General features: G+C 59.3%; 22 protein-coding genes. 9 read left to right on the forward strand and 13 right to left on the reverse strand.

Annotated elements, in window-relative coordinates:
- Positions 1-8: 8 nt before the first annotated feature.
- From KBP54_RS07225 to KBP54_RS07255, 7 genes are all read right to left on the reverse strand, one after another.
- Complete coding sequence (locus KBP54_RS07225) at positions 9-1235, reverse strand: MFS transporter (protein ID WP_083290931.1); 1227 nt, start codon at positions 1233-1235, stop codon at positions 9-11.
- A 76-nt stretch (positions 1236-1311) separates the two neighbouring features.
- Positions 1312-1488, reverse strand: a complete 177-nt coding sequence (locus tag KBP54_RS07230) for a hypothetical protein (protein ID WP_168156151.1) — start codon at positions 1486-1488, stop codon at positions 1312-1314.
- Positions 1489-2091, reverse strand: a complete 603-nt coding sequence (gene hisB / locus KBP54_RS07235; RefSeq protein ID WP_070478835.1) for an imidazoleglycerol-phosphate dehydratase HisB — start codon at positions 2089-2091, stop codon at positions 1489-1491.
- The gene (locus KBP54_RS07240; protein ID WP_256005149.1) at positions 2081-3211 is read right to left on the reverse strand and encodes a histidinol-phosphate transaminase; all 1131 of its coding nucleotides are present in this window, start codon (positions 3209-3211) and stop codon (positions 2081-2083) included. The genes hisB and KBP54_RS07240 overlap by 11 nt, the downstream gene beginning before the upstream one ends.
- Before the next feature lie 2 nt (positions 3212-3213).
- Complete coding sequence (hisD, locus tag KBP54_RS07245; RefSeq protein ID WP_070362248.1) at positions 3214-4527, reverse strand: histidinol dehydrogenase; 1314 nt, start codon at positions 4525-4527, stop codon at positions 3214-3216.
- A gap of 132 nt (positions 4528-4659) precedes the next feature.
- Positions 4660-5193 (reverse strand): hypothetical protein, encoded by a 534-nt coding sequence (locus KBP54_RS07250; RefSeq protein ID WP_256005151.1) that lies wholly within the window; start codon positions 5191-5193, stop codon positions 4660-4662.
- On the reverse strand, positions 5184-5873 hold the full coding sequence (locus tag KBP54_RS07255; RefSeq protein WP_256005153.1) for a hypothetical protein: 690 nt from the start codon (positions 5871-5873) through the stop codon (positions 5184-5186). Before KBP54_RS07255 ends, KBP54_RS07250 begins: the two co-directional genes overlap by 10 nt.
- A gap of 194 nt (positions 5874-6067) precedes the next feature.
- Here KBP54_RS07255 and KBP54_RS07260 point away from each other — a divergent pair, with 194 nt between their 5' ends.
- From KBP54_RS07260 to KBP54_RS07285, 6 genes are all read left to right on the forward strand, one after another.
- Entirely contained in the window at positions 6068-6637 is a 570-nt protein-coding gene (locus KBP54_RS07260) for a TetR family transcriptional regulator (RefSeq protein WP_256005154.1), read from the forward strand.
- 63 nt (positions 6638-6700) lie between these two features.
- Positions 6701-8884 (forward strand): glycogen debranching protein GlgX, encoded by a 2184-nt coding sequence (gene glgX / locus KBP54_RS07265; RefSeq protein ID WP_256005156.1) that lies wholly within the window; start codon positions 6701-6703, stop codon positions 8882-8884.
- Between the two features lie 93 nt (positions 8885-8977).
- Positions 8978-10381, forward strand: coding sequence for an exonuclease domain-containing protein (locus tag KBP54_RS07270; RefSeq protein ID WP_256005158.1), 1404 nt, complete (start codon positions 8978-8980; stop codon positions 10379-10381).
- Positions 10382-10608: 227 nt separating this feature from the next.
- The gene (locus tag KBP54_RS07275; RefSeq protein ID WP_252930768.1) at positions 10609-11022 is read left to right on the forward strand and encodes a hypothetical protein; all 414 of its coding nucleotides are present in this window, start codon (positions 10609-10611) and stop codon (positions 11020-11022) included.
- 47 nt (positions 11023-11069) lie between these two features.
- Positions 11070-13577, forward strand: coding sequence for a malto-oligosyltrehalose synthase (gene treY / locus KBP54_RS07280; protein WP_256005159.1), 2508 nt, complete (start codon positions 11070-11072; stop codon positions 13575-13577).
- Positions 13578-13602: 25 nt separating this feature from the next.
- Complete coding sequence (locus tag KBP54_RS07285; RefSeq protein WP_070362242.1) at positions 13603-14640, forward strand: GTP pyrophosphokinase; 1038 nt, start codon at positions 13603-13605, stop codon at positions 14638-14640.
- Here the strand turns inward: KBP54_RS07285 and KBP54_RS07290 are convergent.
- Genes KBP54_RS07290 through KBP54_RS07300 form a run of 3 tightly spaced genes read right to left on the reverse strand, consistent with a single transcriptional unit; the run spans position 14637 to position 15921 of the window.
- The gene (locus KBP54_RS07290) at positions 14637-15023 is read right to left on the reverse strand and encodes an RNA-binding S4 domain-containing protein (protein ID WP_256005161.1); all 387 of its coding nucleotides are present in this window, start codon (positions 15021-15023) and stop codon (positions 14637-14639) included. The two genes, KBP54_RS07285 and KBP54_RS07290, sit on opposite strands and share 4 nt — an antisense overlap.
- 9 nt (positions 15024-15032) lie before the next feature.
- Entirely contained in the window at positions 15033-15266 is a 234-nt protein-coding gene (locus KBP54_RS07295) for a hypothetical protein (RefSeq protein ID WP_070362240.1), read from the reverse strand.
- A 10-nt stretch (positions 15267-15276) separates the two neighbouring features.
- On the reverse strand, positions 15277-15921 hold the full coding sequence (locus KBP54_RS07300) for an IMPACT family protein (RefSeq protein WP_256005162.1): 645 nt from the start codon (positions 15919-15921) through the stop codon (positions 15277-15279).
- Positions 15922-15978: 57 nt separating this feature from the next.
- Between KBP54_RS07300 and treZ the strand changes: the two genes are divergently transcribed.
- Positions 15979-17763 (forward strand): malto-oligosyltrehalose trehalohydrolase, encoded by a 1785-nt coding sequence (gene treZ / locus KBP54_RS07305; RefSeq protein WP_256005164.1) that lies wholly within the window; start codon positions 15979-15981, stop codon positions 17761-17763.
- Here treZ and ilvA read toward each other — a convergent pair.
- Positions 17747-19036: a threonine ammonia-lyase IlvA gene (gene ilvA, locus KBP54_RS07310; RefSeq protein ID WP_256005167.1), complete on the reverse strand. Its 1290-nt coding sequence runs from the start codon at positions 19034-19036 to the stop codon at positions 17747-17749. The two genes, treZ and ilvA, sit on opposite strands and share 17 nt — an antisense overlap.
- A gap of 194 nt (positions 19037-19230) precedes the next feature.
- On the opposite strand from ilvA, the gene KBP54_RS07315 reads away from it, so the two are divergent.
- Positions 19231-19689, forward strand: a complete 459-nt coding sequence (locus KBP54_RS07315; protein WP_070362236.1) for a hypothetical protein — start codon at positions 19231-19233, stop codon at positions 19687-19689.
- Positions 19690-19725: 36 nt separating this feature from the next.
- Entirely contained in the window at positions 19726-20100 is a 375-nt protein-coding gene (locus KBP54_RS07320) for a hypothetical protein (RefSeq protein WP_070362235.1), read from the forward strand.
- Between the two features lie 79 nt (positions 20101-20179).
- On the opposite strand, the gene KBP54_RS07325 is transcribed toward KBP54_RS07320, so the two are convergent.
- Complete coding sequence (locus tag KBP54_RS07325; RefSeq protein WP_256005169.1) at positions 20180-21388, reverse strand: cobalamin-independent methionine synthase II family protein; 1209 nt, start codon at positions 21386-21388, stop codon at positions 20180-20182.
- Between the two features lie 101 nt (positions 21389-21489).
- The gene (dnaE, locus tag KBP54_RS07330) at positions 21490-25053 is read right to left on the reverse strand and encodes a DNA polymerase III subunit alpha (RefSeq protein ID WP_070362233.1); all 3564 of its coding nucleotides are present in this window, start codon (positions 25051-25053) and stop codon (positions 21490-21492) included.
- Between the last annotated feature and the right edge of the window lie 3 nt (positions 25054-25056).

Raw genomic sequence — 25056 nt, forward strand, 5'->3', positions numbered from 1 at the left:
GACTAATTCTAGCGCCCGTTCCGCCGATAAAGGCGCGGGGGCTGAACATTTTTCAGCCGCACGGACAAGTTATTAACTTCGACGACACGGTGCTTGCCCAGCTGCCTATCCAGCAACGTAATAACTACGCCAATAAGGATCACGGCCGCCGCCAAACCAAACATCGGAGTAAACATCATCATTGTCAGCAACATGCCGTACATCGTCGACCCCAGACCTGTTCCTCCGTCGAATGCGATATTCCAAATCGCAGAGGCCTCAGAGCTCTTCGAACGGGGCAAGCGATAGAACATCAGGGTGAGCGCCTCGTTCTGTACCGCGCCGAATCCAACACCGTAGATCAACGCTGCCAACGCCATCCACCACACCGGCAGATCAAGAAGCAGAATGAGCGCGATGAGAAAGACACCACCTGCAGCAATGAACTGGCACGGAATGAGAATGCTGCCTGGGTATCCCTTGCGGTCCATGACCTGACCCGCTGCGTACCGCGACAACATAGAAGCGAAGTTCATCACGCCCAGCATCACACCGCCAAGCGCCGCTCCCTTGGCCGGATCGAGATCGCGCATCGCCGCGGGAAGGAAGTTAGTAATTGCGCCATACGCTGAGGTGACGAACATCAAGGCCATGCCCGGAACAAACACAAGCCGCCACATCGGTACGTGGACGTGCGCCACGCTCAGCTCGTCGCGGTCTGCTTGTGGCACAGCTGGGATGAACATGCATGCCACCAATGAAATGAGGCCTACGCCCGCTGCAATGTAATACACCGCGTTATACCCAATGACGTTGACCAGGGCGAGGCCCGTCGGCAAGCCGACCATCTGAGACAAGCCCACCATGATGCCCAGCGTGCCGGTCGCCCGCCCCAGCAAGCGACGCGGTACCAACTCAGCGACGACGGCTGCCTCCGCTACCGTCAGCGCGCCAAACCCAACACCGCGGATCGCGCTCACAGTCAGCACTGTTCCAGCTTCCATTCCCAACGCGTAGGCGAACGCCGGAACACCCAAGAGCAAGGAAGACAGCCCCATAATCAGGCCAAACCCGAACTTGCGCAGCAGCGCAGGTGTCGCCATCTGTGTAAGCACTGTAGCGAGCATGAACACGCCGGTGGTAAGCCCGGCCAGCGTTTCGGTTCCTCCTGCATCGAGCACCGCCGTAGGAATCACCGGTAGCAGCACCGCCCATGCGGCGAACGCTGCCATCACCGCGAGCAGGACGGGCTTCATGCCGCGTGCCTTCCAAACGCTCGAGACCGAGTTGATTTCCTCAACAGTAAGCGGTGTTGGTGGGAAGAACTTCAAACTACATAACCTCCATCATTGCCATGATCGCGAATGCGAGCGCCAGCGCAGTAGCCAAGGCTAACACTGCAGTCGGCACCCTCAATCCACGCTGGTACGTTGACCACACTCCGCCTGCGAGCACACCCGCCAACACGAAGAGGCCAAGCACTCCCATACTTGCTGGAATGCCTCCCACCTACAACGCACCCTTTGTCGACGGCACACCCGTAATCTTTGGGTCTGCATCCACTGCAGCTCGCAAACTGCGGGCCACAGCCTTGAATTCGGCTTCCGTAATGTGGTGCGGATCGCGACCATAGCGCACATTCACGTGCAAGGTCATTCGGGAGTTATACGCAAGCGTCTCAAAGAAATGACGGTTTATCACCGTGGCGTAGTGTCCGCCGATGACCTGCCAATCCATATGCTCCGGCTCACCGTTCATCACAAAGTACGGACGCCCAGACAGATCTACAACTGCCTCAACGAGCGTTTCGTCCATCGGCAACAGCATCGAGCCAAAGCGGCGGATGCCACGCTTGTCCCCGATCGCATCCAGTAGCGCCCACCCGAGCGTGATGGCGGTGTCTTCCACCGTGTGGTGGGCATCGATCTCCGTGTCGCCTTTCGCCTTCACCGTGAGGTCGAAAGCACCGTGGGCTCCGAATGCGGTGAGCATGTGATCGAAAAACGGCAATCCGGTGTCAATGTCAGTCACGCCTGTGCCGTCGAGATCGATGGACACAGTGATGTCGGATTCAGACGTCTTCCTGTGTGCGGTCCCTACCCTATTCGCCATGAAGTACCTTTCTTGCTGCCTCTAGGAAGGCATCGTTTTCGCTATCAAGTCCAACCGTCACTCGCAGGTGACCTGCGACGCCAACGTCACGAATGAGTACGCCACAGTCGAGGAACTGCTGCCACGCTGCATGGGTCGAAGTGGCGTCGCCAAACGGGCCGAAGAAGATGAAATTCGACGAGCTCGGCACAACCTTGTAGCCCATCTCTTCCAGCGCTGCTTGCACGCGCACGCGCTCCTGCGCCAACTTGTCAACCGTCGCGAGCGTGTCCCCGGCGTGCTTCAGCGCCACGCGTGCAGCGACCTGGGAGAGCACCGAGAGGTGGTACGGCAAGCGAACCAGCATGACGGCGTCGATAAACGCCGGTGCTGCAACGAAGTACCCTAGGCGCGCGCCTGCGAAATCGAACGCCTTCGACATCGTGCGCGACACAACGAGCTTCTCTGGATACGTTGCCAGCAGCGTCGTTGCGGACGGGGAATCCGAGAACTCAGCGTACGCCTCGTCAATAATCACGATGCCAGGTGCAGCCTGAACAATCTTTTCGATGTCTTCGAGTGCAGTCTCACCGCCAGTTGGATTGTTCGGCGTAGTGATAAAGATGACGTCCGGCGCGTGCTTTTCGACGGCCTGCACGGCCTGCTGCACATCGATATCGAAAGATTCGTTGCGATCAATCGGGATAAACTCGGTTTGCGTTCCCGCCGCAAGGATTGGGTGCATCGAGTAGCTAGGCACGAACCCCATGGCACTGCGTCCGGGGCCACCGAAAGCTTGCAACAGCTGCTGCAAAATCTCGTTCGAACCGTTTGCGGCCCAAATGTTGTCTTTGCTGACCTGGACGCCCGTCTGCTTCGACACGTATGCAGCCAAGTCTTCCCGAAGCAACACGGCGTCGCGCTCTGGGTAGCGGTTGAGCGACCGTGCCGCTGCTTCAACCTCGGCAACCAGGTCCTGAATCAACGCCTCAGAGGGCGGGTACGGATTCTCGTTGGTGTTCAGCGCGACAGGCACTTTCAACTGTGGGGCGCCGTATGGGTTCTTTCCTTGCAGCTCGTCGCGAAGTGGTAGCGATTCGAGCGTGACGCCCTTCGCGATCGTCGAGGGATCAGTAGACATACTTACTTAGCTCCGTTTCCTCGTGCCTTAATGGATTCACCGTGTGCAGGAAGCTGCTCTTCCGCAGCCAGCACCATGATGTCCTCAGCGATCTCCGCCAACGCTGCCTTGTCGTACTCGATGAGATTGACAGGCTTCAGGAACGTCAGGGTGGACAGGCCGGGGTTGAAGCGCGCCGTCCCGGATGTCGGCAAGACGTGGTTCGAGCCAGCCGCATAGTCACCGAGTGGGACCGGTGAGTATGGCCCGACGAAAATTGCGCCCGCGTTTCGAACTCGCTCCGCAACCGCGCGAGCATCGCGCGTGTGCACCTCCAGGTGCTCTGCTGCGTAAACGTCTGCGACTGCGACAGCCTTCTCAATATCATCGACCAGGATGATGCCGGACTGCTTACCGCCCAGCGCAGTAGAGGCGCGCTCAGCGTTGAGCGTTTCCTTCGAGCGCTGCTCAACGAGTTGGCCGACTTCCTGCGCCAGGGCCTCTGAGTCGGTGATAAGCACACTAGCTGCTTGCTCGTCGTGCTCTGCCTGCGAAATCAGATCGAGCGCCACGTATTCCGCATTCGCGCTATCATCGGCGATAACCGCGATCTCGCTTGGGCCGGCCTCCGCGTCAATGCCCACCGTGCCGTTGACTACGCGCTTCGCGGCAGCAACGTAGATGTTCCCCGGTCCGGTCACCATATCAACTGGTTCCAGGCCGTGGGCATCATCGCCGTACGCCAGCAATGCAATCGCCTGGGCACCACCGACTGCCCACACTTCATCGACGCCGAGCAGCGCGCACGCGGCGAGCGTCGTTGGGTGCGGCCAGCCGCCGAACTCCTCCTGAGGAGGAGTGCAGACCACCATGCTGTCCGTCCCCGCCTCCTGCGCAGGAATCACGTTCATGAGCACGCTCGAGGGGTACACTGCCTTTCCACCTGGAACATAAAGTCCCACGCGCGAAACAGGAATAAATGTCTCGGTGACAGTTGCGCCATTCGCAAGCGTCGTAGTGTGTGGCTGCGGCTTCTGCTCAGCATGTACCTTGCGAATCCGCTCGATCGCGACTTCAAGCGCGGAGCGCAGCGCAGGATCAAGCTTGTCGACGGCCTCTTTGATCACCTCCGACGGCACCCGCACGGATGTTGGACGGATCCCGTCGAACTTCTCTCCGTATTCGAGTGCCTTTTCGGCACCGCCTACGCGAACCTCTTCAACGATCGGCGTAACTGCGGGAAGCACGGCATGGACATCAACGCCACCACGTGGCAGTGCCCTGCGAAGTTCGGCGGTCGTTGGGGTTGTCCCCCGGAGGTCGGTAACTCTCAGCATTTTCGTGTCTCCCAGATTCAACAAATGAGCACAATACGTACCGCAGCCATTGTATTCTCCGACAGGCGCGAAAAAGCTGTTCAGGCCAAAAAAGGCGTCACCCCAGAGCTTTCACCAAGGGAATAAGGTAGTTCACACTATTTCGGGGGTGTCGACTGCGCGGATCACCATCCTCGACCACGCGACGAGTCCTGTGACGAATGGCGCAAGGCACAACGCCACTCCCGGGGCAACTATCGGAAACACGCTGAAGCGTTGACCGTCCTGGAAGCCGTCTGCATGCTCAGGCAAAGCTGTGAGCCAGCCCGAGACCATTCCGCCAACCGCCAATACAACGTATCCGGCGAGCGCGGCAACGATGAGCAGCCAGACAAACCATGCGAGCTGGCCCCCGCCTTGACGCGCTCGACCCGCAGCACCGACAACCAACCCGACTACCAACAACACCACCGCTAGCCAGCCCAGCCCAGCAAACTGCGCATTCTGGATCGTTTCCGTTTCATCGATCATGAACGATCCATCCGACACAACGGTCACTATCGGGGGACGCAACCACGCCCACGCTGCCCCACCGATTACACCGCTGACAAGCCCAACGAAAAGCAGGCCGGCGCCAGCGTGGATCGTGGCGCGCGGCCTGGAGTCGAGCCGCTGTGCTAGTTGCACAGCTTCCAGCGACCGTCTTCGTGCGTGAAGAGCTGGGTCTGGGTCTTTTCGCCCTCGGAGTTATTCGACTTCACTGTCGCCGAAGCATGGTTGCCATCAACGCGGACGTCGCTCAGGGAAATTTCGGTCTTCGGGATCTCAATCGCCTGACCGGCCTCTTCCTGCATACGGGCAGCCTGCTCAATCACCTCGAGGGAAACGCCTTGGCGCTCCATCTCTTCCAGTGCGGGTTCGGTGATCTTCTTACAGGAGTTATCCAAGATGACGCGCGTCCACTTTTCGAAGGACTCCGGGTTGGTCACCTTGCGAACCACTTCCTCCATTTCCTTGCGCTGCTCTTCGGTGCCTTCTTTACCGCCCTCGATTGGCTCGAAGGTTGGAACAGCGAACTCTCCGTCCTCAAACGGGTTCGCAATCGTTGGGATCGCGCCAGGCTCCCCTTGTGCCTCCGTCTGCTTTTTGTCGTCGGACTTCTTCTCGCCCTTTTCGTCCTTCTTCGGCTCTTCCTTCGCCGAATTCTCGGACTTATCTTTCTCGGAAGCCGTCGAATTCGGAGCGCTGGCAGCGGTGGACAGTCCGCCGCCCGCGGTCTCGTCATCAGAGCCACACGCAGTCAATGACATCGCCAACGCAACTACTGCAGCTGCAGCAACCTTGGAACCAGTGGTGGAAATCCTCACGACGTATCTCTCCTTACAGCGACCAGCACAACGGTTGTACCCGGCCTGTTACGTTAAAAATCGTTGATGCCAATTTTAACCACTCGTTTCTGCTGGCCCAATTACGCTCCGGTACAAAGTATCTGAACACTCTCTGTGAACTCGTTGTAAACGTCCACCCCCTCTCCACCGTGAGACAGGTAACATAGGCACACATGCACCTGTCCGTGGATCAGATCACGATCACTGCGATGGATTTACTCAGGTCATATGGCTTAGCCGATGTGTCAATGCGCAGGATCGCCAAGGAGCTCGACGTCGCACCGTCAGCGCTGTATTGGCATGTGGCAAGCAAACAGGACCTTGTGGCTCGCCTGGCAGAGCACATCGTTGCGCCGCTCACAACCCCCTCCTCACCAGCCGCATCCACGAGTGAAGCAGCCAGAATGCTCCGTAACTGCCTGCTCAGCATTCGAGATGGCGCTGAGGTGACGGTCACAGCAGTAGGCAATCCGGAGTCTCCGATACACTCCCAACTCCAGCGCTTTTTCATCACATCATTGGCTATGGAAATCGAAGGGGCGTCGACACCTCAGCTCCGCGCAACCGCCGATGCTCTCCTACACCTGATCCTTGGCAGTGCCTTCGTCCAGCAAACTGAATCCCAGCTGGTAGCGGCTACGAATGCAAGCGAAACGTTGCCACAATCACAGACCATTGAGAGGGACGACTCGTTCGCATTTTCCGTCGATCTCATCATTCGGGGGCTGCAAGCGGGCTGCTGATTGCCAGGCTGGTGAGGGTTTCGCAATGCGGGAACCCCCGGGGGTGCACTATGGTGATTCCTTATGATTCAAAGCTCTACTTCCCCAAAGCCCGCGAACGATATCGTCGTGTGGCCTGGTTCCCCATACCCGCTAGGTTCTACCTATGACGGTGCCGGAACAAACTTCACGCTCTTTTCAGGAGTTGCGGAGAAGGTTGAACTTTGCCTTATCGACGACGAAGGCGCCGAAACTCGCATCGAACTTGAAGAGGTAGACAACCACGTGTGGCACGCCTACCTTCCAGGAATTACACCTGGACAGCGCTACGGCTACCGCGTCCATGGTCCGTGGGATCCAGCGAACGGCAAGCGCTGCGACGCGAACAAGTTGCTCGTCGACCCCTACGCGCGCGCTTTCGACGGCGAGTTCTCACAGCATTCTTCGCTGTTTTCCTATGACATCAACGCAGACGCTCCCGGAACGGGCCGCAACGAAGAAGACTCGCTGGGCCATACGATGCTCTCTGTCGTCATCAACCCGTTCTTCGACTGGGGCGATGACCGCGCACCACGCATCCCGGATGAGGAAACCGTCATCTACGAATGCCACGTCAAAGGCATGACCCAGACGCACCCTGACGTACCCGAAAACCTCCGCGGCACCTACGCAGGCATGGCACACCCAGCAGTGGTCAATTACCTCAAGGATCTGGGTGTGACGTCTGTCGAGCTCCTGCCTGTCCACCAGTTCTTGCAGGATGGGCGTCTGCGCGACCTTGGTCTGCGTAACTACTGGGGTTACAACACCTTTGGCTTCTTTGCCCCCGAGAACAACTACGCAGCTGCTGCACAGCCGAGCGACGCCGTCGCCGAGTTCAAGGGCATGGTGCGGGCGTACCACGAAGCAGGCATGGAGGTCATCCTTGACGTCGTGTACAACCACACTGCTGAAGGCAACCACCTCGGCCCCACCATTGCTTTCCGCGGCATCGACAATGAGGCCTATTACCGCCTCGTGAACAACGACAAGTCCCACTACATGGACTACACAGGCACCGGAAACTCCTTCAACGTGCGCGACCCTCACTCGCTGCAGCTCATCATGGACTCTTTGCGTTACTGGGTCACCGAGATGCACGTCGATGGTTTCCGTTTCGATCTAGCTTCGACCCTTGCGCGTGAGTTCTCTGACGTCGATCGTCTGGCAACGTTCTTCGACCTGGTCCAGCAGGACCCGGTTGTATCCCAGGTCAAGCTGATCGCCGAGCCGTGGGATGTCGGCGAGGGCGGCTACCAAGTTGGTAACTTCCCTGCGCTGTGGAGCGAGTGGAATGGTAAGTACCGCGACACAATGCGCGACTTCTGGCGTGGTGAACCAGCGACACTTGGTGAGTTCGCATCGCGGCTGACCGGTTCTTCGGACCTGTACCAGCACAACGATCGCCGCCCGACTGCGTCAATTAATTTCATCACTGCACACGACGGCTTCACGCTCAATGACTTGGTTTCCTACAACCACAAGCACAACGAAGCGAACGGCGAAGACAATCGCGACGGTGAAAGCCATAACCGTTCCTGGAACTGTGGCGTCGAGGGCCCGACGGATGACCCCGAGGTGAATCAGTTGCGCGCCCAGCAGCGTCGCAACTTCTTGACGACGCTCCTGCTCTCCCAAGGCACGCCCATGATCTCTCATGGAGACGAGCTGGCACGTACCCAGGGTGGCAACAACAACGTCTATTGCCAGGACAACGAGATTGCGTGGATGGACTGGACACAGCTCGACGACAGCGAGCAGCTGCACGAATTCACAAAGCGCCTGATCGCGATCCGCAAGGCTCACCCGGTCTTCCGCAGGCGTCGGTTCTTGGAAGGCGGTGCGCTTGGCGCGGATGTGGTCGACCGCGAGATTGCTTGGCTAGTTCCTTCCGGCGAACTCATGACGCAGTCCGACTGGGACTTCGCCTTCGGCAAGGCCTTGATGGTGTACTTCAACGGCGACGCTATCGCCGAGCCGGATGCTCGCGGTCAGCGTGTGCGAGATGATTCGTTCATTCTGATGTTCAACGCCCACTACGAAGACATCGAATTCACGCTTCTGCCACAGGAGTTCGGATCAAGCTGGGAGGTGCTCATCGATACAACTGAGCAACTTGGCTACCCGGCGAGCACGCTGACAATCGGCGCCTCGGAGACCACAGTCGTCCCGGCGCGCTCTACCGTTGTGCTGAAGCAGGTAGGTGCCCCGGTTCGCGAGGACGCCTAACTCCAGGGGCTTGACCGCCGTCAGTTTCATGTCCGGTGGGTGAGTAGTATGTGTGCTACCCGCCTACCGGATTTTTGATTGGAGCCATACGCTGTGATTACTGCTAGCCGTGCGACGTTGAGTGTTTCGAATACGGAGCTGGTCGTCACCCCAACCCCCTTGGAGGCGGCGCTGGCTGGCTCCAGCGAGCCCACGCGCATTCCGATAGAGGCAATCACAAAGGTTGACTTGACCGAAGGCGATGACTGGAGCACGGGCACCGTCAGTATCACGTGTAGCGACATCGTTGTAAACGTTGTTTTTGCGCCTGGCGCGGGCGCTGCGATGCGCGAGCTCGAGGATGCTATTTCTGCTGCACAGCGTGGCGACGCCCCGACGCAGGACGCGCAGCGAAGCGGTTCAAGCGGTTTTCCTGGCTTTGATTTCGTTGCGTTTGATGTGGAAACTGCCAACCAGAGGTGGGGTTCTATCTGTCAGATCGGTGCAGTGAAAGTCATTGATGGTGTAGAAACTGACCGCGTTTCTTGGTTGTGTATGCCTCCGGAGCAGTGGGCCGAGTTTGACCCCCACAACGTCGCTATTCATGGGATTCGTCGGGAGGACGTGGCAGACGCACCAAGTGTGGCTGACTGTATTGCGCAACTTGTCGAGTTCGCTGGTTCCCTCCCCCTTGTGGCTCACAATGCGCATTTTGATAGCACTGCACTGTTTCAAGCTGCTGGTGCAGTCGGGATTGATGCGCCACAGTTGCTCTTCGCATGCTCGTTGGCGCAGGCGCGCTCGTGCGACCTTGATGTTGAGAACCACAAGTTGCCCACCTTGGCGTCTCACTTCGGCGTGCCGCTGGAGCAGCACCACGACGCCTGCGCGGATGCTGCAGCCTGTGCGGGCATCATGGTTGGCCTGGCCCGTCGGGCGCACTACCAGGGTTCACTTGTTGGGTTTGTCCATGACGCTGGCTTCACTTTGGGCTCGATCGATTCTCATCGGGTGACTCCAGTGCTCAGGGACCGATCCGGCGCGGGGCGTGCACTGCAAGCAGAAAGCATCGCCAAGGGAGGCATGCAGGCAGCTGCCGCTGCAGTTCCTGCACCTGCTGGAAGCAACCAAGCGGGCCCCTCTAGAAAGAGCACGCCGAAGCAGAGCAAGGGTCGCAAGCCAGCTCCGTGGCAAGCGGTGGCAACCCCGGACACGGTGCCAGAACCGGCGCTCGATGCTGATGCTTCCTCGCCATTGTTTGGGCAGCACGTCACGCTGACCGGTGAGTTTTCTCCATTTGATAAGGGTGCGCTGTGGCAAGGCATTGCTGCTCAGGGTGGCCAGGTGGGCAAGAACGTGACGAAGAAGACCACCATCCTCGTTGTTGGCGAATGGGGGTCAATGACCTCGAAGGAAAAACGCGCTCGGCAGCTTATTGAGCAGGGCCAAGACATAGCACTCTGGAAGGCCGACAAGTTGTTGGACGCCTTGGGGTTGAACGAGCAGCCACCGTTTTAAAACTTTTTGGGAACCATCGGCGGGTTTGAACGGTCTAAGTACATATGACTACTCATATGCCCGCTCCGTGCGCCCCTTCAATGCTTGTACCCATTTTCCCCCGTCTGGCCCGACGTTGTGAAGTCACGTCGAGTTCTTCGCGTGCGTGGCTCACGCCAGGTTTCGGGGCTTCGACCGCTTACATCAGTTTGGCGCCCGGGTTGGTGTGCGTCTTTGACTCAGATTCGGTGGAGGGCCTGACGCACCAGTCCATTGGCGCGATGGGCTTGACGGTCCACCAGGCGTGGAACTCAGCTGCGCGCATGCTGAGCACCGATCTTCTCGAGGGCCGAGTGATCTTGGACTACCTGCCAGCGGAAAATTCGCTAGGGTTCGGAGCACCGAAGGGAGTTCAGGTGCAAAGCTCTGCTGGGTATGCGGCGTCTTGGCTCGCTCACCCGCAACTCTTCTCGACGCTCTATGCTCACGTTGATCGCGTACTCATGCCGCACAACGAATTGCTGTTCTATTCCCGCGATCAGCAAGAACTCTTCGTCTTCGACGCCACCTTGGAGGAAGTTCTGGCGTTCGCCAATCCGGAGCACGTCATGCGCTATTCGGTTGGCTTCCCTCTCTCTTGTGATTCTCGCGTCCGCAGCTAAGTGCGTCTTGAGCTACTAGGGTGGCTGGTAACTTCAAGGAGGACGTATTGCAAGCCCCAATTACATCAACCTACCGTCTCCAGCTGCGTGGCCCACAAGCCGATCCGTCGGGTCGCGCGTTCGGCTTCGACCAGGCAGCGCAGTGTCTGCCCTATTTGGAGTCACTCGGTATTTCCCATGTGTACCTCTCTCCTATCTTGCAGGCACTGCCGACATCGAATCACAACTATGACGTCACTGACCCGACTGTGGTCAACCCGGAACTGGGTGGACTAGCAGGCTTCCGGCGCTTCGTGGAGGCAGCCAGAAAACTCAACCTTGGCGTGATAATCGATATCGTGCCGAACCACCTGGGTGTCGCTTCCCCGCAGCTCAATAGCTGGTGGTGGGACGTTCTCAAGCATGGTCGCGACTCTGAGTACGAGCGCTACTTCGATATCGATTGGCACGCTGACAACGGGGCGGGCGGGAAGCTCGGCCTGCCGATCTTCGGGAAGGAACACGACGAAGATGCTCTCACGCTGCGCTATTTAGATCAGGACAACCCCGAAAGCGGCATCGTGCTGGCCTACTACGACAACGTATTCCCACTCAAGCCAGGCACCTGCTCTTCCCTCGACGACGATCCGAAGGAGGTCTACGAGCGTCAGTCCTACAAGCTGATGTTTTGGCGCGACGGCATCATTTCTTATCGCCGATTCTTCTCTGTCAACGGGCTTGCGGGCATCCGACAAGAGGACCCCGCGGTCTTTGAACACACGCATGCGATCATCCGCCAGCTTGTGGCTGAGGATCTGATTGACGGCGTCCGCGTCGACCACCCGGATGGACTCACGGATCCTTTCGGGTACTTGTCACGGCTTCGTGATGTTGTTGGTCCCGATCGCTGGCTGGTCGTCGAGAAGATCTTGGAGGCCGACGAGCCGCTCGACCCACGCCTGCGCGTCAACGGCACAACTGGCTACGACGCGCTTCGCGAGCTCGACGGCATCTTCGTCAACCAGACGGCCGAGGATACACTCAGTATGCTCGCACTGCGCCAATCGGGCTCCACGTGGGATCAGGCGGCGCTTGATGCCGCGGCGCTACAGCTCAAGCGTGAGGTGGCAACGCACGAGCTTCAGGCGGAGGTTCGCCGTCTCACGCGCGCTATTCGGCGCGATAACTTTTCGACGGCCGGCTCCGCCGTCTCTGACGAAATCCTCGTTGACACCGTCATTGCATTAGTCGCAGCCATCCCCGTCTACCGCGCCGATTACCGATCACTGTCGAGGATCACGGCCACCGTGGTGGCCGATATGGCACAACGCTTCCCTTCCCGGCGCGACGCCCTCGACCTCATCGCGGCTGCCCTGCTCGCTGAAGGTGAGGCAAGCACCCGCTTTGCGCAGGTGTGTGGTGCGGTCATGGCGAAGGGGGTCGAAGACACGTTGTTCTATAGGGCGAACCGGTTGGTGGCGCTGCAGGAAGTAGGCGGCGCTCCTGGCCGTTTCGGGGTTGGTGCGGCAGAGTTCCACTTGTTGCAGCAAGAGCGTGCTGAGCTGTGGCCGCAGACGATGACGACGTTGAGCACCCACGACACGAAGCGTTCCGAGGATACGCGCGCGCGGATGCTGGAGATCGCCGAAGTACCAAACGCGTTTGCGGAGTTAGTGAACACGACGACAGCGCTGTTGCCTCCGCCAGACCACGCCACGGCGCATTTCTTACTGCAGAATATCGTGGGGGTTTGGCCTGCGGATGGGATTGTTACGGAGTCGCTTTCGCAGCGGCTGCATGATTACGCGATCAAAGCAGTGCGTGAGGCAGCGCTGCATACGAGCTGGTTCGACGCTGATGAGGCGTATGAGCAGCAGGTGCTCGATTGGGTAAACGCAGTGCTGGCGGGGCCTGCAACGTCACTGATCACGGACTTCGTGTCAACCATCCATGAGGGGGCGGTCGCAGTAACGCTGGGGCGTAAAGTTCTCCAGCTTGCCGGCGCTGGCATCCCTGATACCTACCAGGGCATGGAGTTCTTCGAAACGACGCTTGTCGACCCAGATAACCGAAGCTTCATCGACTACACCGCACGCACGCAAACGCTGCACCGGTATCTCGATGCACGGCAGCAACCGCAGTTCAATCTGGGTGACTTCTTGGGCTGCGAGCAAGACGGTTCGCCGGGCCGGTCCTGGCCCGGCCTATCCGAGTCTGTTGACGCCGCCAAGCAGCTGGTTATCCGTGAATGCTTTACGGCACGAAAGACCACGCCGACCTTGTTTACCGAGGGGAAGCACCGCGCGGTGTTTGCGGTCGGCCCATCCCAGCAGCACTTTGTCGGATTCGCTCGTGAGCACCGGGATACGGCCGAGATTGGCATGATTGCGGTTGCAACCCGAAAGCCCCTTGAACTTGCGCGCCGGGGTGGCTGGGAGGACACCACACTGACGTTGCCGCAGGGCTCCTGGTTCGAGCGGTTCACCGGTAGAGAGTTTCACGGCACTGTCCCGGTCGGTGTCCTGCTCGAGTACCTTCCTACTGCGCTGTTGGAGCGTCGAGAGGCCCTCGACTAGGAAGAATCGGTACACTGTTGTGCCGATGAACACGAAGCACAATGACACAATCGCGCAACTCGGCAACACCTACTTCGCGTGGCTGCGGCAACACGAAGGGGTTGCCGAGGAGTTTCGTCATGCGCTCCACGAGCTCATGATCGACGCCGGTATCAACTTTGACCGCGTCGATGTCCGCATCAAAAGCTGGCCTTCGCTGAAAGAAAAAGCGAAGAAGCGTCGTGGTGGAAAGATTGTGTACCCGGACCCGTGGAACGACATCCGTGACCTCATCGGGGCCCGTATCACCGTGATGCATTCCACCGAAATACCAGCAGTGCTTCGCTTGCTTGCGGATCAGTTCGACGTGCTTCGTAGCGTGGACAAGGCGCAAGAGACGAGGGTGTCGGGCACGTTCGGATACGGCTCGCACCACCTGGTGCTCCAGGTAGGTGAGCATAACGAGGAGCTCGAACACTACCGCGGGCAAGTCTTCGAGGTGCAAGTACGGACGGTGCTACAGCACGCGTGGGCGGAGTTCGAGCACGATGTGCGATATAAGCGCTCCCACGGCGAGCTGGACCCACAAATTGATCGCGCGTTCACGCTCGCAGCCGGGCTTATCGAACTTGCGGATCAGCAGTTCGACCAAATCGCAGAGCTGTCCAACCCGCAAAAACAGAGCCCGAGCGCTCCCGATACCGCAGCGGCATTGGCACCAGAGACGCTCCCCGGCGTGCTCACCGTGATCCTTGGGGCGTCGTTTCCCCTGTCCCGCGTTGATGATTACAGATTCTTGCACGAGCTACTCAGCGCCGACGGCATCGAGACAGTCTCTGCTCTCGCGGAGTTAGCGAACCCGGCAGACATCGAAGCCGTGCAGAACACGCTGCAGACGCGGTTCACCCCAGGCCAAGTCAGGCTTGTCGACGACCTCCTGCTGAACAAGTACGGGCAGGAGCACATCAACCGCACGTGGGAAAGCGGAAACCGGCCATTACTACGCAAACGCAAACTTACACGCAGGCTCACCCAACTCCGTGAGGGCGGCGCCCCGCAAACAAACTCGGGCGAGAACGCCTAGAAACTGTTGCGCCCCCGCAGGCGGTCGAGCTGCCTGCGCTCTTTCTTCGTTGGACGGCCTGCCCCACGATCCCGTACGGGCAGCGCACCTAACACCTCCGATGCCACAGGAGGTGGGGAGTGGTCTACATAGCAGGCCGTGGCGATTTTCGCCCCGGCGCGCTTCTGCAGCGTCTGGGTGACTTCCAGGTCAAGGTAGCGGTGGTCCTTCCACACCTTGAGCCGATCCCCTGGCACGACTTGTGCTGAGGGCTTGACTGCTTTGCCATTGAGCTTGGCATGTCCGGCGCGAACCGCCTCTGCGGACAACGAGCGCGTCTTAAAGATGCGGACAGCCCAGAGCCAGACGTCGATCCTCGTCGCGGTGATATTTGGGCTAGTCATCTTGCTTGTTTAGTAGTTGTCGTGATGGTTTACGATCTTTTGCACCTTGCTCCAGTTGATATAGCCACCAACCACGCCAATGACAAGGCACACGATAAACAGTTGCCACGAACCGGCAATCAGGCCGAGCGCTACACCAGCGCCAAGGCCACCGCCGGCCCACACGACTGCGTTCTTGGAGTAACGGCGTACCGCTTGCTTGCGGGATTCAATCGGATTCGATGGACGAGGCTGCATAGTCATGGTTCACAGTTTAGCGTGCAGATTCAATCCATTGGCGGCCTGCTTCTTCTGCCTCCGCTCGGCCCTGGGTGCTCGCTGCGAGTTGCGCGTCGAGTGCTTCGCGTTGTCCGGGGTCGTGCGCCAGCGTGTACGTGGCGGCGGCGCCGTACTCGACGTTGACAATGTCAAAGCCTGCGTTGCGCAGCTCGGCCTCGATGCGACCTGCCTCCGCGTGCGGCAGATCGACGCGCACGAGTTCCTTTGTACTACGCAGCACCCGCGGTACCAGTGGAAGCGTCTGCCCAACCGAGTCAGAGTAGGCGTGAACCAGCCCTCCTGCACCCAGCTTGATACCACCGAAATATCGGATCACGACAGCGGTGAGGTCAAGCATTTCGGAGCCGTGCAGCATATCGAGCATCGGTTTGCCTGCGGTGCCGGAGGGCTCCCCATCGTCGGATGAGCGTTCGACGGGCAGGGCGTCGTCGACGTGCAGAATATATGCGGAGCAATGGTGACGTGCATCGGTGTAGGTCTCACGGGCCTGCTGGATCAGGGCCCGCGCCTCGGCTTCAGACTGGGTGCGGCCAATCCAAGTGATGAATCGGGATCGTTTGATCTCGATCTCGTGAGTGGTGATGTCACCGGCGGCGGGCAGTTCGTACGATGTGCGCATAGTGCTTCCACTCTAAATCCATTGCGACGGTTATGGTACTTCCATACAGTTGGTGGTATGTCTAGCAAGCACACTCCGATGCCCCAACAATTTGGGGTGTGGGCTCCGAACGCGCACGGCGCGCGCCTGCACCTCCACGACAGCGAAGGGCCCCGCACGCTCGAGATGCAGCGTGACGAGACCCGCCGGGACTGGTGGGTGGTTCCGCGCGAAGTCGCCCAACCCGAAATTGGTGCGCGCTACAGCTTCTCCTTGCTTCGTGACGGCGAGTGGTCACAGCCACTACCCGACCCTCGTTCGCGCTTCCAGCCCGAGGGCGTCCACGGCCCATCAGAGGTGACCAGCAGCACGTTCGATTGGACGGATGATTCGTGGGGAGGCATCGCACTTCGCGACCAAGTCCTCTACGAGCTCCACGTGGGCACCTTCACGCCACAGGGGACGTTCGAGGGGGCCGTCGAAAAGCTTGATTATCTTGCCGAACTTGGCGTCAACTCCATTGAGTTGCTGCCGGTGCAGCCCTTCGCGGGCGCCCGCAACTGGGGCTACGACGGCGTGGACTGGTTCGCCGTGCAGGAATCGTACGGCGGCCCCGAGGGCCTCAAGACCCTTATCGACGCTGCTCACGCCCGCGGTATCGCCGTCATCCTCGACGTGGTGTACAACCACTTCGGCCCCGAAGGTAACTACAACGGCAACTTCGGTCCGTACACAACCGCAGGGCACACCGGCTGGGGTGACGTGATCAACCTGTCCGGTGCCCACTCGGATGAGGTCCGCGCATATGTACTCGACGCCGTGCTCCAATGGCTCGACGAGTTCCACGTCGACGGCCTGCGACTCGACGCGGTGCAGACCTACGACGATCGCCTGGCCTTCTCCATCATGGAGGAAATCAAGAACGTTGCCAACGAAGTTGAAGCTTCCACCGGCATCCCCCGCACCATCATCGCCGAATCGGAGCAAAACAACCCACGGCTCCTCGAGTCCCCGGAGCGCGGCGGCTACGGGCTCGACGCACACTGGCTTGACGACGTCCACCACGGGATCCACACGCTGGTCACCGGCGAGCGTGCCGGGTACTACGCCGACTATGGCACGCTCGAAATCCTGGCGGATACACTGCGCAACGGTTACCGCTTCCGCGAGGACTACTCCGTGTACCGCCAGCGTACCCACGGCAAGGCGCTCGACCTTGACCGCGTCGCACCGTGGCAGATGGTCACCTACACCACCGACCACGACCAGACCGGAAACCGCGCGAAGGGTGACCGCCCGTCGCAGTATCTCAGTGCGCGCAAGCAGGTCCTCAAGGCGGCCGTCGTACTCCTATCTCCATTCAGCCCGATGCTTTTCATGGGCGAAGAGTTCGGTGCACGCACGCCGTTCCCATTCTTTGTCTCGCACAGCGATCCACAGCTCCTGGAAATGACCCGCCAGGGGCGCATGAACGAGTTCGCCCGCATGGGATGGGACTCCTCAGCCGTCCCGGATCCTGCCGCGGAGGAAACGTTTACCTCCGCGAAGCTCGACTGGAACTTCGACGAGGAGCAACGCGAGATCCTCGCGGCGTACAAGAAACTCATCGAGCTGCGCCGGCAATACCCGATGGCACGCGACGACCTTCGCCAGCTGACCGTAGATCACGGCCCAGCCCAGGGCGCAGACGACGCGTGGCTAACCATGGGTGACCAGGCAGTGCTGGTGGCAAACTTTGGGTCGGAGGGCACCGTCGCCCCAGTGGGCGGAACACTGCTGTACACCTTCGGTGGCGCCGAGGTCTCTGCCGACGAAACCCGCTTAGAACCGTGGGCATTCGCCCTGGTTATGCCGACACAATAAAGTCATACTCTGGTGTGCCTGGCAGGAGGCGTCGACAATCAATGACCGACGCCTCCATCCGCTCAAGCAACGGCTCGAGGTCGCTAGCGCAAGAAAGCTCCAGGCCAACCAGTGCAGCACCGGTTTCTTTGTTGTTCTTCTTCAGGTACTCGAACAAGGCGATATCGTCGTTAGGCCCAAGGATGTCGGTAAGGAACGTGCGCAGCTGCCCTGGCTCCTGAGGGAAGTTCACCAAAAAGTAGTGCTTCAGTCCGCGGTGCACAAGCGAACGCTCCATGACCTCTGCGTAGCGCAACACGTCGTTGTTGCCACCAGAGATGATGCACACCACCGTGCTGCCCGGCTGCAGCTTCATCTGCGATAGTGCCGCCACAGACAGCGCGCCCGCAGGCTCCGCGATGATGCCCTCGTTTTGGTACAGCTCCAGCATCGACGTGCACACCGCGCCTTCTTTGCAACGCAGCAGGTGCGTGCGAGCAAGGTTTTCCTCAATAACAGCGAACGGGAAATCGCCGGTGCGCTTCACAGCAGCGCCGTCCACAAAGGACTCAATTTCCTTCAGCGTTACCGGATGTCCTGCCTCCAGGGCGGCCTCAAGCGACGGTGCGCCCTCGGGCTCAACGCCTACGACCGCAGTGCCAGGCACCATGTCGGACACATAGGAAAGCACGCCAGCCAGCAAGCCTCCCCCGCCGACTGGCACGAAGATGGTGTCCAGCTCGCGGCCCATAACTGACAACTGCGACACGATCTCCGCCGCAACTGTCCCCTGCCCGATGACGGTATCACGGGCGTCAAAAGGCTCAACCATGGTTGCACCGCGCTCAGCAGCGTCCTTGCGGGCGGCCTCCGCAGCGGCGTCAAACGTATCCCCCACGACGACCAACTCGATGTTTTCGCCACCGTGCACCAGGATTCGGTCTCGCTTCTGCTTCGGCGTTGGCTTCGGCACAAAAATCTTGCCATGGATCCCCAACGCCCGACATGCGTAGGCCACACCCTGAGCGTGGTTGCCCGCTGACGCCGCAACGACGCCGGCTGCACGCGCCTCGTCACTGAGCCGTGAGATGCTGTAATACGCACCGCGAATCTTGTAGGAACGAACGTCTTGCAAATCTTCCCGCTTGAGGAAAATCTCGGCACCGTACTGCTGCGACAAACGGGGGCAGTACTGCAACGGTGTCGGCTCAATCACCGCAGAAATCTTCGACTGCGCTGCTTGAACGTCTGCGGCGTGTACCGCGTGGAAAGCTGGCTGTTCCTGTTCACTCATAACAGCAAAGTGTATACCGCTGCACCACGTCTAGGTGATACTTTGCCGTAGCCAGTCCAGGCGTTCTAACTATTAAAAGCGTCAATTATCTGCTAGATTTTCTAGCAACAATTCGTGGAGACCGTGGCATTTCATTGACATTGCTGTGGTTTCGCCTCGAATTCCTATCCTTTCAAACAACTTCAGGAGATTTCATGAAGCGCATTTCCACCGTTGCCGTTGCCGCCGCAACCGCAATCTCGTTGACCGTCGCCCCTGCGTTCGCAGAGGAGAACGCCCCAGCGAAGGACACCACGGCTCCAACCGCCGAGCAGACCCCTGGTGACACCAAGGATCAGAACACCCAGGAAACCCCTGACACCGGCAAGGAGTCCGACAAGAAGGACGAGGAGAAGCCAGGCGAGACCGAAAAGTCAGGCGAGACCGAGAAACCAGGCGACAACAACACGAATCCTGGCACCAACAACAACACGAAGACGTCCGGCAGCTCCAAAGGCCACGCCCTCGGCGCTTTCGCAGGTATCCTCGCTGCGGTCCTGACCACCGGCTTGATCGTCCTGTCCGACCCGACTGGCCTCAACAAGCTCATCGACATGGCAAACGCGCAGTTCCACCTGGGTCTCGGACACGTCCACGTGCCGAAGGTGTTCTAAGCTTCACCACTACTTCAGATAAACAGGGAGTTGAACGTGAATACACGCTCACTGGTCGCGCTTGCAATCACTACCGCACTCGGCGGAGCATGCCTCACGGCAAGCCCACTGATGGCACAAGAGAAGCAAGACACGCCGACCACGCAATCACGTGTTACTGCCACAGAAACAGCACCTGCTGTGACCGTGACGGTTACCGCTTCGCCAGTACCAAAGACCACGGAGCCACGAAAAGCTGAAGGCCCAAGCTCCGAAGCGATCAACAAAGGCATCATGACCGATGAAACTCGCGAGATTTTCAGCTATATCTCGGCTGGCATCGCACTCTTCGTCGGGCTGATTCAGATGATCACCGCGGCGATCAAGGCGATCCCTGGAGCGCAGGACAAGCTGAAGTCCATGCTTAAGTAGCTGCGTAGCACACAACGCTAAGGCCGGTGCCCTCCTTTCACAGAGTGGGCACCGGCCTTAGCTCATTTGGCTACTGCGATTAGCCAAACAGATGGCGCGTCGCGATCTCTGCGCCCTTCACCAGTGATTCCAGCTTCGCCCAGGCGATCTGGTGGTTCAGGCGCCCACCCAAGCCACAGTCTGCCGAAGCGATAACGTTTTCTGGGCCGACGACCTCAGCGAACTGAACGATCCTATCCGCAACCAACTGTGGGTGCTCGACAGCGTTCGTGCTGTGCGAAATAACGCCCGGATAAATAACGCTGCCCTCTGGCAACGCGTGGTCCTGCCAAACGCGCCACTCATGCGCGTGGCGTGGCGACGCCCCCTCGAAGGAAAAGCCGCCAACCTCTGCTCGCAGGATCTCCTCGATAATGTCACCGAACGGTACGTCGGTAACGTGCGGGCCGTGCCACGAACCCCAGCAAATGTGCAGGCGAGTCAGTTCCTTCGGCAAGTCGCGGATGGACTCATTGATGGCGTCGATACGAATACGCAGCCACGCACGGTAGTCTTCCAGGGTCGGCTCGGGGTTAATCTGATCCCAGGATTCCGCAAGGTCAGGTGCGTCGAGCTGCACGGTCAAACCGGCGTCGGTAATTGCCTTGTACTCGTGTGCCATCGCAGCAGCACACGCCTGTACGACTTCTTCGTCGGTGTTGTAATACTCATTCTTCAGACGGGCGGCGGAGCCTGGCGAAAGCGCTGCGACAAACCCCTGCGTGGCACCGGCGCGATCCATGGAGCGCTTCAGCAGTGCAACGTCCGTCTCAACTTCCTGCTGGCCAATGTAGGTAATCGGACCCGTGAACTTCGGGTTACCAACCTTCGCACGGCCAGTGAAAATGCCGGAGTGTGGGTCGGAGTACGCCTCGGAAAAGAGTGCGCGGTCTCGGCGATCAGCGAAGCTGGTCAACTCAATGTTTCCAGGCGTGGAACGCTTGATCTCCTGCGAGGCCCAGCGGTCCTCGTCGGTCATGGTCAGTCCACCAAGACGAGAGAAAGAGTAGTTCCACCAAGCACCGTAGTCGACCGCGCCAGAGGTGATGTGCCCGTACTCGCCCTCGTTGATGATGTCGATGCCCAGGTCAACCTGGCGCTGCACCACGTCGTCGATCGCGCGCTCAAGGATCTCCTTAAAGTCCTCGTCGTTGATTTGCTGCTCCGAACGAAGTTGGTTCGCTTCGAGCAGCTCAGGGGTGCGCGGCAGGGACCCAACATGTGTTGTCAAAATCTTGTGCTCGGACATATATTATGCTCCACTCATTCGCCTCTTAGCTGGTATTGATTCCAACGACAGAGTGTAGCCAAGCTTATTTTCACACCGGGGAATATATTCACTCCCCTCCACTAGCCGAGGATCCCAACCCCCATCGTCGCCTTCAGATCGCCCATCAAGCTCGCCGAACGCTCCACCCGCAGATGGTCGCCTAACACCATCATTTGCGTCTCGTCGCCATGTACAAGGTTCAGGTACACATCCGAGTCGCCCGGGTTGTTCTGCAGCACGCCCTTCAAACGCTGGATATTATCCACAGTGCACTGCTCGGTGCGCAGCGTGAGACGCAGTGGCAGCCCAGCACCGTTGCCAGGCCCGAGCTCCGGCGTTTTGACGTCGTCGCCGAACAGGCTCATGCGTTCGTCACGGATCGAGACGTGCGCCTTCACAAGGATGATATTGTCTTCCACAATTTGTGGCGCAACCAGCGAATACACCTTGTTAAACAGCAACACGTCAACGGAGGCGCCGTGGTGATCCTCAATCGTGACGATCGCCCAAGGGGAACCGTCCTTCTTCGAGAAACGCCGATCGACCGAAGAGATCAGACCGCCAATCGTTACCTCGGCGCCGTTTCGCAATTCGCCGGAGAGGATCGTCGTTAACTGAGTATCGGTCTGTGCGTCAATTGCTTCCTCGAAGCCGTCAAGCGGGTGGCCCGAGACATACAAGCCCAGCATCTCACGCTCGAGAGCAAGTTTGTGTTTCTTGTCCCACTCCTCATCCGGGATCTGCAGCGCAAACGCGTTGTCAGCAGCAACAGCGTCGTCACCTCCGAAGGAGGCGAACAGGTCGAACTGCCCCTTGTCAGCAGCCTTCTTCGTGGTAAGCACAGAATCGACGGCATCCTCCTGGATGAGCATCAACCCCTTACGCGGGTGACCAAGCGAGTCGAACGCACCGGCCTTAATTAGAGATTCAGTAATTCGCTTATTACATGGCAGTAGGTCAATCTTGTCGAGGTAGTCAGAGAAGCTCGTGAACTCGCCCTTCGTCCGGCGTGTCTCCTTAATCGACTCAACAACTTCGACGCCGACATTACGCACCGCCGCGAGGCCGTATCGAACGTCCTCGCCAACAGCCATAAAGTTCTCTTCGGAAGCATTAATATCTGGCTGGAGCACGGAAATGCCAAGGTGGCGGCAGTCGGAAAGGTAGATCGCCGACTTGTCCTTCTTATCGCCCACCGAGGTCAACAACGCTGCCATGTACTCAGCGGTGTAGTTCGCCTTCATGTACGCCGTCCAGTAGGACACTAGCGCGTAACCTGCAGCGTGAGACTTGTTAAACGCGTACGAGGCGAACGGCTCAATAATCTGCCACAGTGCGTCCATCGCGCTCTTGGAATAGCCGTTGTCCTGCATCCCCGACCAGAACTTCTCGTACTGCTGCGCCAGCACCTCTGGCTTCTTCTTACCCATGGCCTTACGGAAGCCGTCTGCCTCACCAGCGGTGTAGTTCGCAACCTTTCGGGAGATCTCCATGATCTGCTCCTGGTACACGATCAAACCGTAGGTTTCGTCCAGGATGTCCTTCAGTGGCTCCTCAAGTTCCGGGTGGATGGCCGTAATCGGCTTGCGGCCATTCTTGCGGTCCGCGTAGTCCCAGTGGGCGTTCATGCCCATCGGGCCTGGGCGATACAGCGCGAGCGAAGCGACGATGTCCTTAAAACCAGTCGGTCCCATGCGCTTGAGCAGCTCTTGCATGCCACCCGAGTCCAGCTGGAACACGCCAAGCGTATCGCCGCGAGAGAGCAACTCGTATACCTTCGGGTCATCAGTACTCAACGACTCAAGGTCGATGGTCTCGCCGCGGTTCTTCTTCACGTTTTCCAGTGCGTCGCCAAGCACGGTGAGGTTTCGCAGGCCAAGGAAGTCCATCTTCAGCAAGCCGATGGCCTCACACGCTGGGTAGTCCCAACCAGTAATGATCGCACCGTCGGCAGGCCGCTTCCACATCGGGATGTGGTCCATCAAAGGTACCGACGCCATAATCACGGCACAAGCGTGCACGCCTGCCTGGCGCACAGTACCTTCAAGGCCACGCGCAGTCTCGTAGATGCGGGCTACATCCGGGTCAGTCTCAATCATGGAGCGCACCTCGGTTGCCTCGTTATAACGCGGGTGTTCCGGATCCGTAATACCTGCCAGCGGAATGTCCTTCGCCATGATCGCAGGAGGCAGCGCCGCGTTAATACGGTCCGCCATCTGGAAGCCGGGCTGGCCGAAGTTCACCTTGGCCGAGTCCTTAATAGCCTGCTTCGTCTTAATCGTGCCGAAGGTAATCACCTGTGCGATCTTGTCCTCGCCCCAGCGCTCTGCAGCGTACGTGATCATTTCCCCGCGGCGGCGGTCGTCGAAGTCGATATCAATATCAGGTGCCGACGGCCTCTCCGGGTTCAAGAACCTCTCGAAGAGCAGGCCATGCTCCATCGGGTCAATGTTCGTGATGGTCAGCGCGTACGCCACAAGCGCACCCGCCGCGGAGCCACGGCCCGGCCCGACGCGAATGCCGACCTCGCGCGCATGCTTGATCAGCTCGGCAACGATGAGGAAGTAGGACGGGTAGCCCTTCATATCGATGACGTCGATCTCGTAGTTCGCGCGCTCGATGTATTCCTCCGGCACCTCCCTGCCCTCGAAGCGCGCCTGCAAACCACGCATCACTTCCTTGCGCAGCCACGTTGTTGGGGTCTCCCCTTCCGGCACGTCAGCCACCGGCATCCGGTCGTGCGGATGTTCCTCCCACAGCTCGCTGTAGTCACCGACACGCTCCGCAATCCACAGGGTGTTATCGCAGGCGTCAGGCACCGTAGAGTCCCACAGGTCGCGCATCTGCTCAGCTGACTTGATGTAGTAGCCGGTGCCGTCGAACTTAAAGCGGTCCGGGTCCATCAGCGTCTTGCCGGTCTGCACACACAACATGGCCTCGTGCGCCGGCGCCTGGGACTCCAGGACGTAGTGACAGTCGTTCGTCACCAGTGGCGGAAGGTCGAGCTCCTTGCCGATGCGCAGCAAGTCATTACGTACGCGCTGCTCAATATCCAGACCGTGGTCCATGAGCTCGAGGAAGTAGTTATCACGGCCGTAGATGTCCTGCCACATCGCCGCGGCCTCAAGGGCCTCACGGTACTGGCCAAGCCGCAAACGGGTTTGCACATCACCCGACGGACACCCCGTGGTGCCGATGATGCCGTCGGCATGTTCGGCGACGAGCTCCGCATCCATGCGCGGCCACTTACCAAGCTGCCCCTCGTACGAAGCCAGCGACGAGAGCTTGAACAGATTGCGCAGGCCGGTCGCGTTTTCTGCCAGCATCGTCTGGTGCAGATACGCACCGGAGGCGGACACATCGTCGCGCTTCTGGTCAGGGGTGCCCCACAGCACGCGCTTCTTATTCAGGCGCGACTCCGGCGCCAAGTAGGCCTCGATGCCAATGATCGGCTTCACCCCCGCGTCCACCATCTGGCGGTAAAACGCGTTCGAGCCGAACATATTACCGTGGTCAGTCATGCCCACCGCGGGCATTCCCTGGCGCACAACCTCCTCCGCAAGCATGTCAACTTTCGCCATGCCGTCGAGCATCGAAAACTCGGTGTGGTTATGCAGGTGGACGAAGGAAGATTTTTTGGCCATGCG

It is taken from the genome of Corynebacterium pseudogenitalium (assembly GCF_024453815.1).
In the GTDB taxonomy this organism is placed as follows: domain Bacteria; phylum Actinomycetota; class Actinomycetes; order Mycobacteriales; family Mycobacteriaceae; genus Corynebacterium; species Corynebacterium pseudogenitalium.